Origin of the sequence: Alteraurantiacibacter lauratis, from assembly GCF_037154155.1 — a bacterium.
Taxonomy (GTDB): Bacteria; Pseudomonadota; Alphaproteobacteria; order Sphingomonadales; family Sphingomonadaceae; genus Alteraurantiacibacter; species Alteraurantiacibacter lauratis.
Genome location: NZ_JBANRN010000003.1, coordinates 255775 through 269554, shown reverse-complemented (window position 1 = coordinate 269554; position 13780 = coordinate 255775). Strand labels below are relative to the sequence as shown.

The 13780-nt window shown below is 64.7% G+C and carries 13 protein-coding genes and 1 pseudogene; 6 read left to right on the top strand and 8 right to left on the bottom strand.

Features of this window, described 5'->3' with window-relative positions; genetic code table 11:
* Window positions 1-77: 77 nt before the first annotated feature.
* Both WFP39_RS05085 and WFP39_RS05080 read right to left on the bottom strand, forming a co-directional pair.
* A pseudogene (locus WFP39_RS05085) lies at window positions 78-437 on the bottom strand (alpha/beta fold hydrolase); the annotation flags it as partial.
* Between the two features lie 15 nt (window positions 438-452).
* Window positions 453-1346 (bottom strand): hypothetical protein, encoded by an 894-nt coding sequence (locus WFP39_RS05080; RefSeq protein WP_336918074.1) that lies wholly within the window; start codon window positions 1344-1346, stop codon window positions 453-455.
* 155 nt (window positions 1347-1501) lie between these two features.
* Between WFP39_RS05080 and thrS the strand changes: the two genes are divergently transcribed.
* Entirely contained in the window at window positions 1502-3499 is a 1998-nt protein-coding gene (gene thrS, locus WFP39_RS05075; protein WP_336918072.1) for a threonine--tRNA ligase, read from the top strand.
* A gap of 202 nt (window positions 3500-3701) precedes the next feature.
* On the opposite strand, the gene WFP39_RS05070 is transcribed toward thrS, so the two are convergent.
* Genes WFP39_RS05070 through WFP39_RS05060 form a run of 3 tightly spaced genes read right to left on the bottom strand, consistent with a single transcriptional unit; the run spans window position 3702 to window position 6539 of the window.
* Window positions 3702-3824 carry a hypothetical protein gene (locus tag WFP39_RS05070; protein ID WP_336918071.1) on the bottom strand — a complete coding sequence of 41 codons (123 nt, stop codon included), beginning with the start codon at window positions 3822-3824 and terminating at the stop codon, window positions 3702-3704.
* 55 nt (window positions 3825-3879) lie between these two features.
* Window positions 3880-4866 carry an agmatine deiminase family protein gene (locus WFP39_RS05065; protein WP_336918069.1) on the bottom strand — a complete coding sequence of 329 codons (987 nt, stop codon included), beginning with the start codon at window positions 4864-4866 and terminating at the stop codon, window positions 3880-3882.
* A gap of 2 nt (window positions 4867-4868) precedes the next feature.
* Window positions 4869-6539: a M28 family peptidase gene (locus WFP39_RS05060; protein ID WP_336918068.1), complete on the bottom strand. Its 1671-nt coding sequence runs from the start codon at window positions 6537-6539 to the stop codon at window positions 4869-4871.
* A 74-nt stretch (window positions 6540-6613) separates the two neighbouring features.
* On the opposite strand from WFP39_RS05060, the gene glnE reads away from it, so the two are divergent.
* The 4 genes from glnE (at window position 6614) to WFP39_RS05040 (ending at window position 11386) form a co-directional block, all read left to right on the top strand.
* Window positions 6614-9307 carry a bifunctional [glutamate--ammonia ligase]-adenylyl-L-tyrosine phosphorylase/[glutamate--ammonia-ligase] adenylyltransferase gene (glnE, locus tag WFP39_RS05055; protein ID WP_336918066.1) on the top strand — a complete coding sequence of 898 codons (2694 nt, stop codon included), beginning with the start codon at window positions 6614-6616 and terminating at the stop codon, window positions 9305-9307.
* Window positions 9304-9777: a peroxiredoxin gene (locus tag WFP39_RS05050; RefSeq protein ID WP_336918064.1), complete on the top strand. Its 474-nt coding sequence runs from the start codon at window positions 9304-9306 to the stop codon at window positions 9775-9777. The genes glnE and WFP39_RS05050 overlap by 4 nt, the downstream gene beginning before the upstream one ends.
* 4 nt (window positions 9778-9781) lie before the next feature.
* A complete protein-coding gene (locus tag WFP39_RS05045) occupies window positions 9782-10570 on the top strand; it encodes a ferritin-like domain-containing protein (RefSeq protein ID WP_336918063.1) in 789 nt (262 codons plus the stop codon).
* A 132-nt stretch (window positions 10571-10702) separates the two neighbouring features.
* The gene (locus WFP39_RS05040) at window positions 10703-11386 is read left to right on the top strand and encodes a M23 family metallopeptidase (RefSeq protein ID WP_336918062.1); all 684 of its coding nucleotides are present in this window, start codon (window positions 10703-10705) and stop codon (window positions 11384-11386) included.
* 78 nt (window positions 11387-11464) lie between these two features.
* Here the strand turns inward: WFP39_RS05040 and galU are convergent, their stop codons facing one another.
* The gene (gene galU, locus WFP39_RS05035) at window positions 11465-12340 is read right to left on the bottom strand and encodes a UTP--glucose-1-phosphate uridylyltransferase GalU (protein WP_336918061.1); all 876 of its coding nucleotides are present in this window, start codon (window positions 12338-12340) and stop codon (window positions 11465-11467) included.
* A 139-nt stretch (window positions 12341-12479) separates the two neighbouring features.
* On the opposite strand from galU, the gene WFP39_RS05030 reads away from it, so the two are divergent.
* Window positions 12480-12692 carry a hypothetical protein gene (locus WFP39_RS05030; protein WP_336918060.1) on the top strand — a complete coding sequence of 71 codons (213 nt, stop codon included), beginning with the start codon at window positions 12480-12482 and terminating at the stop codon, window positions 12690-12692.
* Here WFP39_RS05030 and WFP39_RS05025 read toward each other — a convergent pair.
* Window positions 12686-12955 (bottom strand): ribbon-helix-helix domain-containing protein, encoded by a 270-nt coding sequence (locus tag WFP39_RS05025; protein ID WP_336918059.1) that lies wholly within the window; start codon window positions 12953-12955, stop codon window positions 12686-12688. The two genes, WFP39_RS05030 and WFP39_RS05025, sit on opposite strands and share 7 nt — an antisense overlap.
* Window positions 12952-13755 carry an ion transporter gene (locus WFP39_RS05020; RefSeq protein ID WP_336918058.1) on the bottom strand — a complete coding sequence of 268 codons (804 nt, stop codon included), beginning with the start codon at window positions 13753-13755 and terminating at the stop codon, window positions 12952-12954. Before WFP39_RS05020 ends, WFP39_RS05025 begins: the two co-directional genes overlap by 4 nt.
* Between the last annotated feature and the right edge of the window lie 25 nt (window positions 13756-13780).

Here is a 13780-nt window from a genome sequence, read left to right as displayed (position 1 = left end):
AAGGTCTCCTGCTTCAGCGGAGACACTCTGAATCAATACACGCACTGAATTTCAAGAGGCTGATTGGGTTTAGACCCTAGCCCTGCCAGCAGCATCAGCCAGCCGCCCATGCTGGAGCCGACAAGGATCACCCGGTCCGCCGCCACCTGTGCGCCGATCAGCGCCAGCACCTCGTCCCGCCAGCGGCTGAGCGTGCCATCAGCAAAATCGCCCGAACTTTCCCCGCAGCCCGAATAGTCGAGCAGCAGGCACTCGCGCCCGGTGGCTTGCGCCCAATCGAACACGGCGGTCGCCTTCCCGCCCGCCATGTCGGACATGTAGCCGGGCAGGAAGACCACGGCCGGGTCGGTGCCGCTGCCGGTTCCGCCGTTGGTTCGGGGCGTGTGGCGAAAGGCGATGCGCTGGCCTGCGAACGCGAAATGACGGAACGTCGTCATGACCCGCCGTGCGCTTCAGGCGAAAGAGGGTTTGAAATCCACCGCGTCGGGATAGGTCTGGCGGAACACATCGATCAGCGCTTCCAGTTCCGGAATGTCGAACAGGCGAGGCCAGTTACTCGATTCGACCAGATCAAGACAGCCCTTGGGGAAATAGTGAAAGAACAGCAGGTGGCAGAAACCGGGCCGCGGCATGGCGTCGCGGTAATGCCATTGGCTGCTGCCCGAAAACAGGATCGCATTGCCGGGTTTGAGAACATAGGGTGTGAAACGGAGCTGGCGCTTTATCGCTTCCTCGTCGAAATTAGCCAGGATTTCCCTGTCGGGCCAGTCCACCAGCTCGCTGAACCAGATCGGCCATTCGACGTCCTGCTCGATGCAGATGTCGAGCGTGTACATCGAAACGGGCTGATCCATGTGCAGCCCGCATCTCCCCATATTGCCGTAAAGGCTGAGGAAATTGTAGCCGGGTTCGAGTTCCTGCCCGGCAAGCTCGCTGACCAGCGCGGTCAATTGAAGCTGCAAATCGACAAAATAGGGATGATCGTGGACGACATGGCGGCCGAAATGTTCAAGTTCGTGCCGCTCAAGCTCGCGTGATGACAAATCGCGCACAACTGTTCGGATCGGCTCCAGCTCCGCCTCACTGAACAGCGCCTCTACCTCGCGCACCTGAAAGTCGCGCGGCGTGTGCAGCGGCGCGAATCCCTCGACAAAGCTGTCGATCGCATCGGGGCGCACCTTTGCCAGATAGACTTTCGCCGCTTCGTAAAAACAGAGAAAGTGGGCATCGTACCATGGGGTTTTGCCGACCTCGCGCATAGCCATGACGGCAGCGAGATGCATATCGAGATAAGCCGGGTCGCGCAGGCGAGCTTGGATCTGAGGGGAGAGATTTTGATGCTGCATAATTAAGCATGATTACTTAGACGCAGATGCCTGTCACGCGAACTTAAAAATAGCTGGTCCGGCAAAGGGTTTGGTCGGCGCGGATTTGCCGGGGTTGCAGGCTGCGCGGCCTCCCCGTAATGCCAGCCCCCTGTCCCAAGGAAAGTTTACCTCCCGTGTCCGAAATGCTCACGATCCGCCTGCCCGATGGTTCCGCCCGCGAGATGCCGGCGGGTTCGACCCCGGCCGACGTTGCGGCCGCGATTGGCCCCGGCCTTGCCAAGGCCGCGCTGGCCGCACGCGTGGACGGGGAATTGCGCGACCTGACCCGGCCGTTCGATGGCGATTGCGAGCTGGCGCTGATTACCGCGCGCGACGAGGCAGACGCGCTGGAACTCGTCAGGCACGATTACGCGCATGTGCTGGCCGAGGCGGTGCAGGCCTTGTGGCCGGGCACGCAGATCACCTTTGGCCCCGCCACCGAGGATGGCTTCTATTACGACGTGATGGCCCCGGCCAGCCGCGCGCCGTTTGGCATGGAAGACCTGCCCGCGATCGAGGAGAAGATGCGCGAGATCATCCGCGCCGACAAGCCGCTGAAGCGCGAGGTGTGGAGCCGGCAGGCGCTGATCGACCGCTGGACGGCGCAAGGTGAGACCTTCAAGGCCGAATGGGCCGCCGAACTCCCCGAAGGCGAGGAGCTGACGGTATACTGGTCGGGCAGCGACTGGCTCGACATGTGCCGTGGCCCGCACCTGCCGAGCACGGGCAAGCTCGATCCGCAGGCGTTCAAGCTGATGCGCGTGGCGGGCGCATATTGGCGCGGTGACCAGAAGAACGCGCAATTGACGCGTATCTACGGCACCGGCTGGCTCAACAAGAAGCAGCTCGATGCGCACCTTACCCGGCTGGAGGAGGCCGCCAAGCGCGACCACCGCAAGCTGGGCCGCGAGATGGATCTGTTCCACTTGCAGGAAGAGGCGCACGGATCGGTTTTCTGGCATCCCAACGGCTTCAAGGTGTGGCGCGCGCTCGAAGCCTATATGCGCCGCGCGATCGATGCGGCGGGTTATCAAGAAGTGAAAACCCCGCAGGTGATGGACGCCCGCCAGTGGGAACAGAGCGGCCACTGGGGCAAATACCGCGCCAACATGTTCGTCATCCCCGACGAGGTTCCCAATACCGAGGATGACGGCCCGGTGATTTCTGGCGAAGCGCAATGGATGGCGCTCAAACCCATGAACTGCCCGGCGCATGTGCTGATCTTCAAGCAGGGCATCACCAGCTACCGCGATCTGCCGCTGCGCCTGTATGAAAACGGCTGCTGCCACCGCAACGAACCGCATGGCGCGCTGCACGGCCTCATGCGCGTGCGCCAGTTCACGCAGGACGATGCGCATATCTTCTGCCGCGAAGACCAGATCGTGAGCGAGGTGCGCGCCTTTTGCGAGCTGGCCGACCGGGTCTACAAGGACTTCGGCTTCACCTATTCGATCAAGCTGGCGCTGCGGCCGCAGCAGCGTTTCGGCACCGATGCCATGTGGGACAAGGCCGAGGATGAACTGCGCAACGCGGTGATCGCGGCAGGGCTGGCTACGCAAGAATATGGCTGGGAAGAACTGCCCGGCGAAGGCGCGTTCTATGCCCCCAAGCTGGAATGGCATTTGACCGATGCGATTGGCCGCACCTGGCAAGTGGGCACGATCCAGTCCGACCGGGTGCTGCCCGAACGGCTTGATGCGGTCTATGTGGGCGAGGACGGGGAGAAGCACCGCCCGGTGATGCTGCACCGCGCGATCTTCGGAAGTTATGAGCGGTTCATCGGCATCCTGATCGAGCATTTCGCCGGCCGTCTGCCCGCATGGCTTGCGCCCACGCAGGCGGTGGTCGCGACCATCGTGTCCGATGCCGATGGCTATGCGGCACAAGTTGCGGAAAAGCTGGCGGCGGCGGGTATCCGTGTCGATACCGACACGCGCAACGAGAAGATCAATTACAAGGTGCGCGAACACAGCCTTGCCAAGGTGCCGTTCCTGCTGGTGGTCGGCAAACGCGAGGCGGAAGAGGGCACGATTGCCCTGCGCACTTTGGGCGCGGAACATCAGAAGGTGATGAGCCTCGACGAAGCGGTGGCGTTGATCGCGGCTGAGGCAACGCCGCCTGATTTGCGGTGATGGCGGGCGGCAAAGGCGGGCTGTCCTACAGCAAGTGCGCTGTGGCACCGCCGCCCTTGCTCTTCTGATTGTCGAAATCACGCTGGAATGCGATTTGCCGCTGCAAAATGTCAACTTTGCCGAAGACGCATAAACATCTGATAAGGCGAGGTTAATCCCGCAAGAGCGCCATCGTCACGCTGTCAACTTCGACAGCTTCGTATCAGAAAGGCAGTGCTGACCCGGCAAGGATAAGCGCCGCCGCGCAGGCGAGCACAATCGCGCTGCGCAGCGCGTCTGCGGGATCGGCGGCATAGCGGCGGGTGAGGGCGATGGCGTTGCGCATATCACCCGTTTTCCGCCCAAATCCCTAACAAAGTGTTAACGCGATCTGGGTGTCATTACAGCGCCAGCGGCACGTGCTGGCTGCAACAGTGGAAGCTGCCGCCGCCGGTCAGCACGGCGTCCGCCATCAGCCCCACCGCTTTCCGCCCCGGAAACAGCGCGCCGATGGCTTCCACCGCCGCCGCGTCATTTTCCGCGCCGTAGATCGGCACCACCACAACATGGTTGGCGATCACGAAGTTCATGTAGCTGGCGGGTTCGGCATCGTCGCTTGCGCCAAACAGGCCGGGGGAGGGGACGCGCACCACGTCAAGGCCAAAGGCGGCGGCGCGCTGCGCGGCATCGTCATAAGTGGCGGTGTTGGGGTCATCTTCGCCCGCACCTTCGGGAATGGCAATACGCCCCGGCGCGACAAAGCGCGCCAGATTGTCGACATGGCCATCGGTATGGTCACCCAGCAGGCCGTTGCCCAGCCAGAGGATGCGGGAAAAGCCAAGGTCGCGCTCCAGCCGCTCGGCGATCTCCGCCTTGGTCAGCTGCGGGTTGCGGTTGGGGTTGAGCAGGCATTGCGCGGTTGTCACCACAAGGCCGGTGCCGTCGGAGTCCACCGCGCCGCCTTCGAGCACCCAGTCCGCCTGTCCCAGATCATCGAGAGCGCCTGCCGCCACCAGCGAGGCGCCGGTTTCCGCATCGCCATCGAGCAGATATTTCCCGCCCCAGCCGTTGAACCCAAACCGCTGCGCGGCGCGCTCACCCGCTTCGTTGAGCAGCACCAGTGGCCCCGTGTCGCGGATCCAGATGTCACCATAGGGATGCTGCTCGATCACCACCTGCGGCAACACCAGCACGCGCGCCTGCGCCTCGGCCATGTCATCGCGCACCACCAGTCGCACCTGCTGCCCGGTTTCAGCAATCGCATTGGCAAAGGCCGCGACCTGTTGCTGCGCCGGTTCGAGGTCTTCCACCCACAGATCGGCCGCGGCGGGAAAGCCGATCCAGATCCATTCCTGTTCGGCCCATTCGGCGGGCATACGGTAAGTCATTGTCAGCATCCCTGTCTTGCCGCGGCGCAGGCGGCATCGCGCACCTGGCGGAACTCGTCGCCCGCGCGCCAATTGGGCCAGTCGGCGCTGTCGCCCAGCATCCGGCCCAGCGTGAAATAGAGCTGGAGATCGCGCATCGCGCCGCGCCAATCCCAGTTCTCGTCAAACTCGTCATCCGGGCCGTGATAGACCGCGTCATAACCTCGGCCCCAGGCAAGGCCCGCTTCCTCGCCCCCGTCGATCAGGTCAATGCCCGATTTGAGATAGAGCATCGGCACGCCGCGCTTGGCGAGGCTGAAATGGTCGGAGCGGTAATAGCGCCCCGCCTGCGGGGCGGTGTCGGGCGAGAGGCGGCGGCCTTGTGTGGCGAGTGCCTGGCTGAGGTAATCGTCCAGGTCGCTCTTGCCTGCACCAATGGCGATCACATCGCGTGCTTCGCCCGAAACGAAAAGCGCATCGATATTGAGGCCGCCCGCCGTCTGCTCCAGCGGGAACACGGGGTTTGCGCCGTAATATTCGGAACCAAGCAGCCCGGCCTCCTCCGCCGTCACCGCCAGAAAGACCTGTGTGCGCCGCGTCGGCCCGGCTTTCACATGCGCCTCTGCCAGCGCGGCGAGAGCGGCAGTGCCCACGGCGTTGTCGATCGCGCCGTTGCAGATATCGTCGCCTGCCGCATTGGCGGGGCAGCGACCCATATGGTCCCAATGCGCGGTGTGCAGCACATATTCCTGCGGCCGTTCGCGCCCCGGCAGGATGCCGATCACATTGCGGCTGGCATAGGGGCGGATCGTGTTGGCAAAGCTGGTTGCGCCGGTCAGGCCCAGCGGCACGGCGCGGAAACCAGGCTGGCGCGCGGCCTCGATCAGCGCGTCCGGATCCTGCCCTGCCGCCGCGATGATGCGTCGCGCAGCCTCCAGCTGTACCCAGCCGTTGAGCAACGCCTCGCCCGCCCCGCCATCCGCCGTGCGGGCGCGCGATTGCGGCCCGGTCCAGCCCGATTGCACCACGTTCCAGCCGTAGGAGGCGGGGAAGGTGTCATGCACGATCAGCGCGGCGGCGGCACCTTGCCTTGCGGCTTCCTCGAACTTGTAGGTCCAGCGGCCGTAATAGGTCATCGCGCGCCCGCCAAACGGCCCGTCGAGCGTTTCGGAGGCGTAATCGGGATCGTTCACCAGAATGAGCGCGATGTTGCCCCTCATGTCCACGCCGGCGTAATCGTTCCAGCCCTTTTCGGGCGCGTTGATGCCATAGCCGACAAACACGATTTCGCTGGCGGGCAGCGTGATTTCCGACGCCTCGCGGTAGGTGACGCCCGCCCAGTCGTCGGAAAAGGCCAGCGCGATGGCGGGACCGCTTGCCCCGCGCACCACCAAGGGCGCATGGCTGTGCCCGGTGATCTCCACCAGCGGCACATCCTGGAACCAACTGCCATTATTGCCCGGCTGAAGGCCCGCCGTGGCAAAGGCGTCCGCCAGCGCGGCCAGCGTCAGCTCCTCGCCCGGCGTTCCCGGCGCGCGGCCCTCAAACCCGTCGGAGGCAAGTGTGCGCGACAAGTCCTGCCAGCGTTCGAGCGGAATCTCGCCGCTTGAGGCAACAGGCGAAGGCGCACCGGTGGTGGCGCAACCGGCAAGGGCGAGGGAGCCGGCGATGGCAAGGACAAGGGCTGAGCGCATCGCCTATGCTCTGGCAAAGGAAAGAGCGGGGGGCAAGCTTGCCCTGACGACCGATTGGCGGCAGGGAAGGCGGCATGGGAAGTGGAGCCATCTCTGATATCGCTCCCGATTGGGACTTTGCGCTGACGCGGGTGCGGGCGCATTCGCCTTTCCTTACGCTCGCTCTCCAACGCCTGCCCGACCTGGCCGAGATGCTGGCGCAGGGCCGCGCGGACGAGGCGCTGGCTGCAACGCTGGCCTTGGGCGAGGGCGGCCCGGAAGTTTCCCGCGCCCTGCGGCGCGAACGGCTGGGTCTGGCGCTGGTGCTGGGCGTGGGCGATCTGGCGGGGCATTTCCCGCTGGCCCGCGTGATGGCGGAGCTGTCCTCGCTGGCTGACCGCGCGCTCGACCGGGCGATAAGGGCCGCGATCGCCCGCCGCGTAGCGGATGCAGATGCGCAAGGCTTCACCGCCATCGCGCTGGGAAAGCACGGGGCGGGCGAACTGAACTACTCCTCCGACATCGACCCCATCCTGCTCTACGATCCCGACACGCTGCCGCGCCGTGCGGGCGATGATCCGGGCGAAGCGGCGCAGCGTTATGCGCGCTGGCTGGTCGAAATGCTCAGCCAGCAGACGGCGGACGGTTATGTCTTTCGCGTCGATCTGCGGCTGCGCCCGGCCAGCGAAGTCAGCCCGCTGGCGATATCGTTCGGCGCGGCGATGACGCATTACGAAAGCAGCGCGCTGGCGTGGGAGCGCGCCGCCTTTATCCGCGCGCGCGCGGCGGGCGGCGATGTCGCGGCGGGCGAGCGCTTTCTGGAGCAGCTGCGCCCCTTCGTGTGGCGGCGCAATCTGGATTTCACCGCGATCGAGGAAATCCGCCGCCTGACCAGCCGCATCCGCCGCGCCTATCGCGGCCCGACCGAACCGGGGCCGGGCTTTGACGTAAAACGCGGGCGCGGGGGGATTCGCGAGGTGGAGTTTTTCGCGCAGACGCACCAGCTTATCTATGGCGGGAGGCTGACTTCGGTCAGGCAGAAGGGCACGCGCGCCGCGCTCGATGCGCTGGCGGCCGAGGGGATCATCGCGGCCGAGGATGCGCGCGTGCTGGGCGATGCCTATGACCGGCTCCGCGTAGTGGAGCATCGCCTGCAGATGGTGGCCGACCGGCAAACGCACAGCCTGCCCGATACGGCAGACGCGCTGGACAATGTCGCGCGGCTCGATGGCCTGCCCGATGGCGCGGCGCTGCTGGCGGATTTGCGCGAGGTCTGCGGCGCGGTGGCTGCGCGCTATGACACGCTGCTGGGCGAGGATGCCGAGGCCGCCTCGGCACCCGTGCGCGCCGCGTCGGGATTGCCCGATGCCTTTGCCGAGCGGGTGGAAGGGTGGAAGGACAATATCCGCGCCCTTCGCGGGGCAGAGGCGCGCCTCGCGCTCGATGCGATCCTGCCCGACCTTGCCGAAGCCTTTGCCGGCGCGAGCGATCCGGAACGCGCCATGGCACGATGGGAAACCCTTCTGGCACATTTGCCAACTGCAATTAACCTTTTTCGTCTGTTTGAACAGCGCCCCGGCCTGCTTGAGCAAGTGTTGCGCATCATCACGCTGGCCCCGCCGTTGGCCGATGCGCTGGCCCGGCGGGTGGAGCTGCTCGACGCGCTGATCGATTCGACGGCGCTCGATCTTCCCGGCGATGTGCCCGAACTCGCCGGGCGCATGGCAGCGTGTGAGGACCGCGATTACGAAAAGCGGCTCGACCACATCCGGCAGGTGGTGGGCGATGCGCGCTTTGCCCTTGGCGTGCAGCTGATCGAAGCGCGGCACGACCCGCTCGAAATCGCCGAAGGGCTGTGCCGGGTGGCCGAAGCCGCCTTGCAGGTTGGCGCGGACGCGGCAGTCGAGGAGTTCGCGGCGAAACACGGGCGCCTTGCGGGCGCTGAACTCGTCGTGCTGGGTCTGGGCCGGCTGGGCGGCGGGGCGTTGACTCATGCCTCCGACCTTGACCTGGTCTATCTGTTTGCCGGCGGCGAGATCGGCAGCGAATCCGACGGGCCGCGCCCGCTCACCACCTCGCTCTATTTCAACCGGCTGGCGACGCGCGTCACCGCCGCGCTGTCTGTCCCCACGGCAGAAGGTGCGCTGTATGAAGTGGATACGCGCCTCAGGCCGCAGGGCAATCAGGGGCCGCTCGCCGTCAGCCTCGAAAGTTTTGCCCAATACCAGCGCGAAGATGCCTGGACGTGGGAGCATATGGCGCTGTGCCGCGCGCGCCCGCTTTACGGTTCACCCAAGGCACGGGCAGAGCTGACGGAAATAATTCGCAGCGTGCTCGAAACCCCGCGCGATCCGGCAAAGCTCAAAGCCGATGTGCTCGCCATGCGCAGCGAAATGGCACGCCACAAGCAGGCAAAGGGGCCGCTGGATGTCAAACTGCTGCGCGGCGGGTTGGTCGACTGCGAATTCCTTGTGCATTATCTGCAGCTGCGCGATCACAAGGGGCTGGCGTCCGGCGTGGATGTGGCGATTGCCGGGCTGATCGAGGCAGGCCTGCTGCCGGATGATTTCGGCGCGCATTTTTCCACGCTGGCCCGCGTGCTCATATCCAGCCGCCTGCTGGCGCCCGATGCAAAGGAACCACCCCCCGCTGCCCGTATTGCGTTGGCGCGGGCCTGCGGGCAGGCGGATTACCCCGGCCTGCTTGCGGCGATCACATCCGCGCGGCAAGCGATTGCGGCCGAATGGGCCGTGCATTTTGGCGAGACACTGGAGGTTGACGGATCATGAGCACTTTTCCCGATGTGGGCGATTCCATCCCCGATATCGCGCTGGAAACCCCCGACGGCGGCACGGTGAAGCCGTCCGACTTTGCCGGGCAAAAGCTGGTAATCTACTTCTATCCCAAGGACGACACGCCCGGCTGCACGACCGAGAATATCGACTTTTCCGCGCTCAAGGCCGATTTCGAGGCGGCGGGCACGGCGCTGCTGGGCGTCAGCAAGGATCCCCCCGCCAAGCACGCCAAGTTTGCCGCCAAGCACGCGCTCACCGCGCCGCTGGCCTCCGATCCGCTGGAAGGCGGGCTGTCCGATGCGCTGGGCGTGTGGACCGAAAAAAGCATGTATGGGAAAACCTATATGGGGATGGAGCGCAGCACTTTTCTCGTGGATGCATCGGGCAGGATCGCCCGCATCTGGCGCAAGGTGAAGGTGAAGGGCCACGCGGCCGAAGTGCTTGAGGCGGCCCGCGCGCTGTAACCAATTGGCCGACCTCTCTCACGCCATTCGCGCCGCGCTGCTGACAGCAGACGCACCGGCGAAGGTGCGCGCCACCCGCTCGCTTGTGCGGGCGTGGCGGCGCGGCACCTTGCCCACCGGCTTTGCCGCGACCATGCCCGATCGCCCGGAATGGCCGGCGCATCTGCACATTGCGCCGGCGTCGCAAATGCCCAAGCGCGGGCGCGGCGGCTCGCACCGCAACCGCGCCGCGCTGTGGCACGCGCTGGCGCATATCGAATTCGTGGCGATCGATCTCGCTCTCGACATGGTGGGGCGTTTCGGCGCGCAGATGGACGAGAGTTTCATCGCGGACTTTCTGGGCGTGGCCGCGGACGAGGCGATGCACTTTACCCTGATCGCACGGCATCTGCGCGAGATGGGGGTGCACTATGGCGACCTGCCGGTGCATGACGGTTTGTGGAGCGCGGCGCAGGATACCAGCGGCGATGTTGCGGCGCGGCTGGCAGTGGTGCCGATGGTGCTCGAAGCGCGCGCACTCGATGTGACGCCTTCAACCCTGGCCCGCGTGCGCGCGGCAGGCGATGAACGCGGCGCACGCATTCTCGAACGAATCCTTGACGACGAAATCCGCCATGTGCGCGCCGGATCAAGCCATTTCGGCAGAATCTGCGAAAAACGCGGGAAACCGGTCGATGAAAGCTGGATTGCGCTCGTCCAACAGCATTTTTCGGGGGCAGTTAAGCCTCCGTTCAACGACTCAGCGCGTCTCGCAGGCGGTTTGTCGCGCGATGCCTACACCGCGCTTGCCTGATTAACCTTTGACCCCTTAACCCTTGCAACACGCCAGCAAGGGAAAAGTTCCCCAAGCGGGTAAAGCGGCCGGACTGGGGGGTTCGGCACAGTTGACGGGTTGCCGCAAGGCCAAGGAAATCAAAGGGATCGCATGATCATCAAATCGATACTTGGCTTTGCCGCCGCGCTGACGCTTGGTGCAACGCCGGCATTCGCAAATGACGCGCTGGTCCCCGCTTCCGCCAGCATTTCCGCCGCCATCGAAGCTGCCGATACCGGCATCTCTGCCAGCCCCGATCAGGAATTTGGCGATCTGTTCGCCAGCTGGGGCGAACTTGCCAATGGCGGACAGGTCACCACCAGCGGCACGATCATCGCCGCTCCGCGACTCGGCGTATCAATCCCCTCGCGCGCGCCGCTCGACAATATGACGCTCACCAGCTCCTACGGTATGCGCACGCATCCGGTGCTGGGCGGCCGCCGCCAGCATAACGGCATCGATCTTGCCGCGCCCACCGGCACGCCGGTCTATGCCACCGCCGATGGCCGGGTGAGCATGGCGCAGTGGTACAGCTCCTACGGCAATTATGTGCAGATCGAACATGGCGGTTCGCTGCAAACCCGCTATGCCCACCTTTCCGCCTACACCGTTAGCGATGGCGACATGGTGCGCAAGGGCGATCTGATCGGCTATGTCGGGTCAACTGGCCGCTCCACCGGGCCGCATCTGCATTACGAAGTGCGCGTGGACAATGTGGCGGTCGATCCCACCCCCTACATGATGCCGCAATATGCCGAGCTGCGCCGCGGCGAAGGCGGGCGCGGCGGCGACTGAGGCCCAGCGCGGCAGCACCGGCGCATAGCAAAAGGCGGCAGGTCAACTGCCGCCTTTTGCTATGCGTAATCGGCCCGCTCAGGCCTTCAGCAGCCGCTCGGCAATACGCCGCACCTCGGCGCCCATGTCCTCGCGTTCGAGCGCCAGCGCCAGCGTGGCTTCGACGAACCCTGTCTTGCTGCCGCAATCGAACCGCCGCCCGGCAAAAGTGACCGCATGGAATGGCTGGTGGCCGATCATCCGCGCCATGGCATCGGTCAGCTGGATTTCCCCGCCCGCCCCCTTGCCCTGGCTTTCCAGCGTGCGCATCACTTCCGGTTGCAGGATGTAGCGGCCCGATATGATCTTGTTCGAGGGCGCGTGCTCGCGCGGCGGCTTCTCGACCAGGCCCTTGACTTCGGTCAGCGCGCCTGTGCTTTCGCCCGGATCGACCACGCCATAGCTGGACACCTCCTCCCACGGCACTTCGAGCACCGAGATCAGGTTGCCGCCCACGTCGTTATACGCTTCCACCATTTGCGCCATGCAGCCCGGCTGGCCGACCATCAGTTCGTCGGGAAGCAGAATGGCAAACGGCTCGTCCCCCACGATCGCGCGCGCGCACCAGATCGCATGGCCCAACCCCAGCGGCACCTGTTGGCGCACGGTAATGATATCGCCCGGCGTGGCACGTGTCGGCTCCAGCACATCGAGCGACTTGCCGCGTTCGGCCATGGTGGTTTCCAGCTCGTAGGCGATGTCGAAATGTTCGACGATCGCGGTCTTGCCGCGCCCGGTGACGAAGATGATCTGCTCGATCCCCGCCTCGCGCGCTTCGTCCACCGCATACTGGATCAGCGGACGGTCCACGATGGGAAGCAATTCCTTGGGTATCGCCTTGGTCGCGGGCAGGAAACGCGTGCCCAGCCCGGCGACGGGGAACACGGCTTTGCGGATCGGCTTCTTCTCGGTCATCCAAAATCCTGTTCAAAAGGCCACTGGCAAGCTGACGGCTTGTCTGCGTCCGGCCGGGGCAACCAAGCGCCGTTTTGATCCGCGCTGGCGGAACCCCTTGCCCATCTTGTGGGTTGTAGAGGCAGAAAGGACAAGTCCTATGACACTGATCAAGACAGCCCTTTTGGGCGCAGCAGGCTATGCCGCCTACAAATATTACCTTGCCAACAAGCAGCACGCGAAGCCGGCCGGCGCGACGGTGCGTGATGCCGGGCCGGAAGCAATGACCAATCCTCCGCAGCAGGGCTGGTCGAAGGTGGACCAGCGGATTGACGAGAGCTTTCCCGCCAGCGATCCGCCCTCGACCTACTGATCGCCGCCACATTCGCCCTCGTTTGCCAGCCAGCGCGCCGCCAGCCACAGGCGGATCGCGCTGGCCAATCCGGGCGGTATCGGTGCGGCAATGCGCTGCGCATCGATTTGTGCGACCAGGGTATTGATCGGAAGGCCCTCGCTGTGGGCCGCTTGGCGCAGCGCCTCCCAGAACAGGGGTTCAAGGCTCACCGATGTCTTGTGCCCGGCGATTTCTACCGACCGCTTGACCGGTGGGTGGTAGGGCGTCGACGGGTATGTCAAACGGATTTGCCCGCCGTTTCGCGCAGCGCCCGCACCTCGTCCGCCAAGGCGCGCAATTCGCGCAGGATTTGCTCGCGCTCGCTATGCGCTTCTTCCCCCGCCGCTTCGGACATGGCGTTCACGATCACCCCGATAAACAGATTGAGTACGATGAAGCTTGTGACCAGGATGAAGGGCACGAAGAATGTCCACGCCAGCGGGTGCTCCTCCATCACCGGCCGCACAATCCCCATCGACCAGCTTTCCAGCGTCATGATCTGAAACAGCGAATAGAGCGAGGCACCAAAGCTGCCGAACCATTCGGGGAAGGTCGGGCCAAACAACTTGGTAGCCATCACCGCGCTGATGTAAAACAGCAGGCCCAGCATCACGATCACCGTGCCGATACTGGGAATGGCGCTGAACAGGCCGACAATCACCTTGCGCATCGACGGCACCACCGAAACCAGCCGCAGCGCGCGCAGGATGCGCAAGGCGCGCAGCACCCCGAATTGCTGCGAGGCCGGGACCAGCGCGACGCCCACGATAACGAAATCGAAGATGTTCCAGCCATTGCGGAAGAATGCCTGCCGGTAGACAAACAGCTTGATCGCCAGTTCGGCGACGAAAATGGCAATCGCGATCCGATCAACCGCCACGATCGCGCCGCCGAAGCGCGCCATCATCGCGGGCGATGTTTCCAGCCCCAAGGCGACGGCGTTGACCACGATTACGGCGGTGATCGCATGTTCGAAACGCCGGGTTTCAAGCAGCGCGCGCAGGCGCAGGCGAAGCGTGATCTGGGTGGGAAGGCTGTTCATTGTGCCGGGCATACAGCCCTTTGCG

Coding starts and splice junctions, on each gene's coding strand:
- WFP39_RS05080 (WP_336918074.1), bottom strand. CDS start 1,346: ATGCAGCATCAAAATCTCTCCCCTCAGATCCAAGCTCGCCTGCGCGAC.
- WFP39_RS05070 (WP_336918071.1), bottom strand. CDS start 3,824: ATGCGCAACGCCATCGCCCTCACCCGCCGCTATGCCGCCGATCCCGCA.
- WFP39_RS05065 (WP_336918069.1), bottom strand. CDS start 4,866: ATGACTTACCGTATGCCCGCCGAATGGGCCGAACAGGAATGGATCTGG.
- WFP39_RS05060 (WP_336918068.1), bottom strand. CDS start 6,539: ATGCGCTCAGCCCTTGTCCTTGCCATCGCCGGCTCCCTCGCCCTTGCC.
- glnE (WP_336918066.1), top strand. CDS start 6,614: ATGGGAAGTGGAGCCATCTCTGATATCGCTCCCGATTGGGACTTTGCG.
- WFP39_RS05050 (WP_336918064.1), top strand. CDS start 9,304: ATGAGCACTTTTCCCGATGTGGGCGATTCCATCCCCGATATCGCGCTG.
- WFP39_RS05040 (WP_336918062.1), top strand. CDS start 10,703: ATGATCATCAAATCGATACTTGGCTTTGCCGCCGCGCTGACGCTTGGT.
- galU (WP_336918061.1), bottom strand. CDS start 12,340: ATGACCGAGAAGAAGCCGATCCGCAAAGCCGTGTTCCCCGTCGCCGGG.
- WFP39_RS05030 (WP_336918060.1), top strand. CDS start 12,480: ATGACACTGATCAAGACAGCCCTTTTGGGCGCAGCAGGCTATGCCGCC.
- WFP39_RS05020 (WP_336918058.1), bottom strand. CDS start 13,755: ATGAACAGCCTTCCCACCCAGATCACGCTTCGCCTGCGCCTGCGCGCG.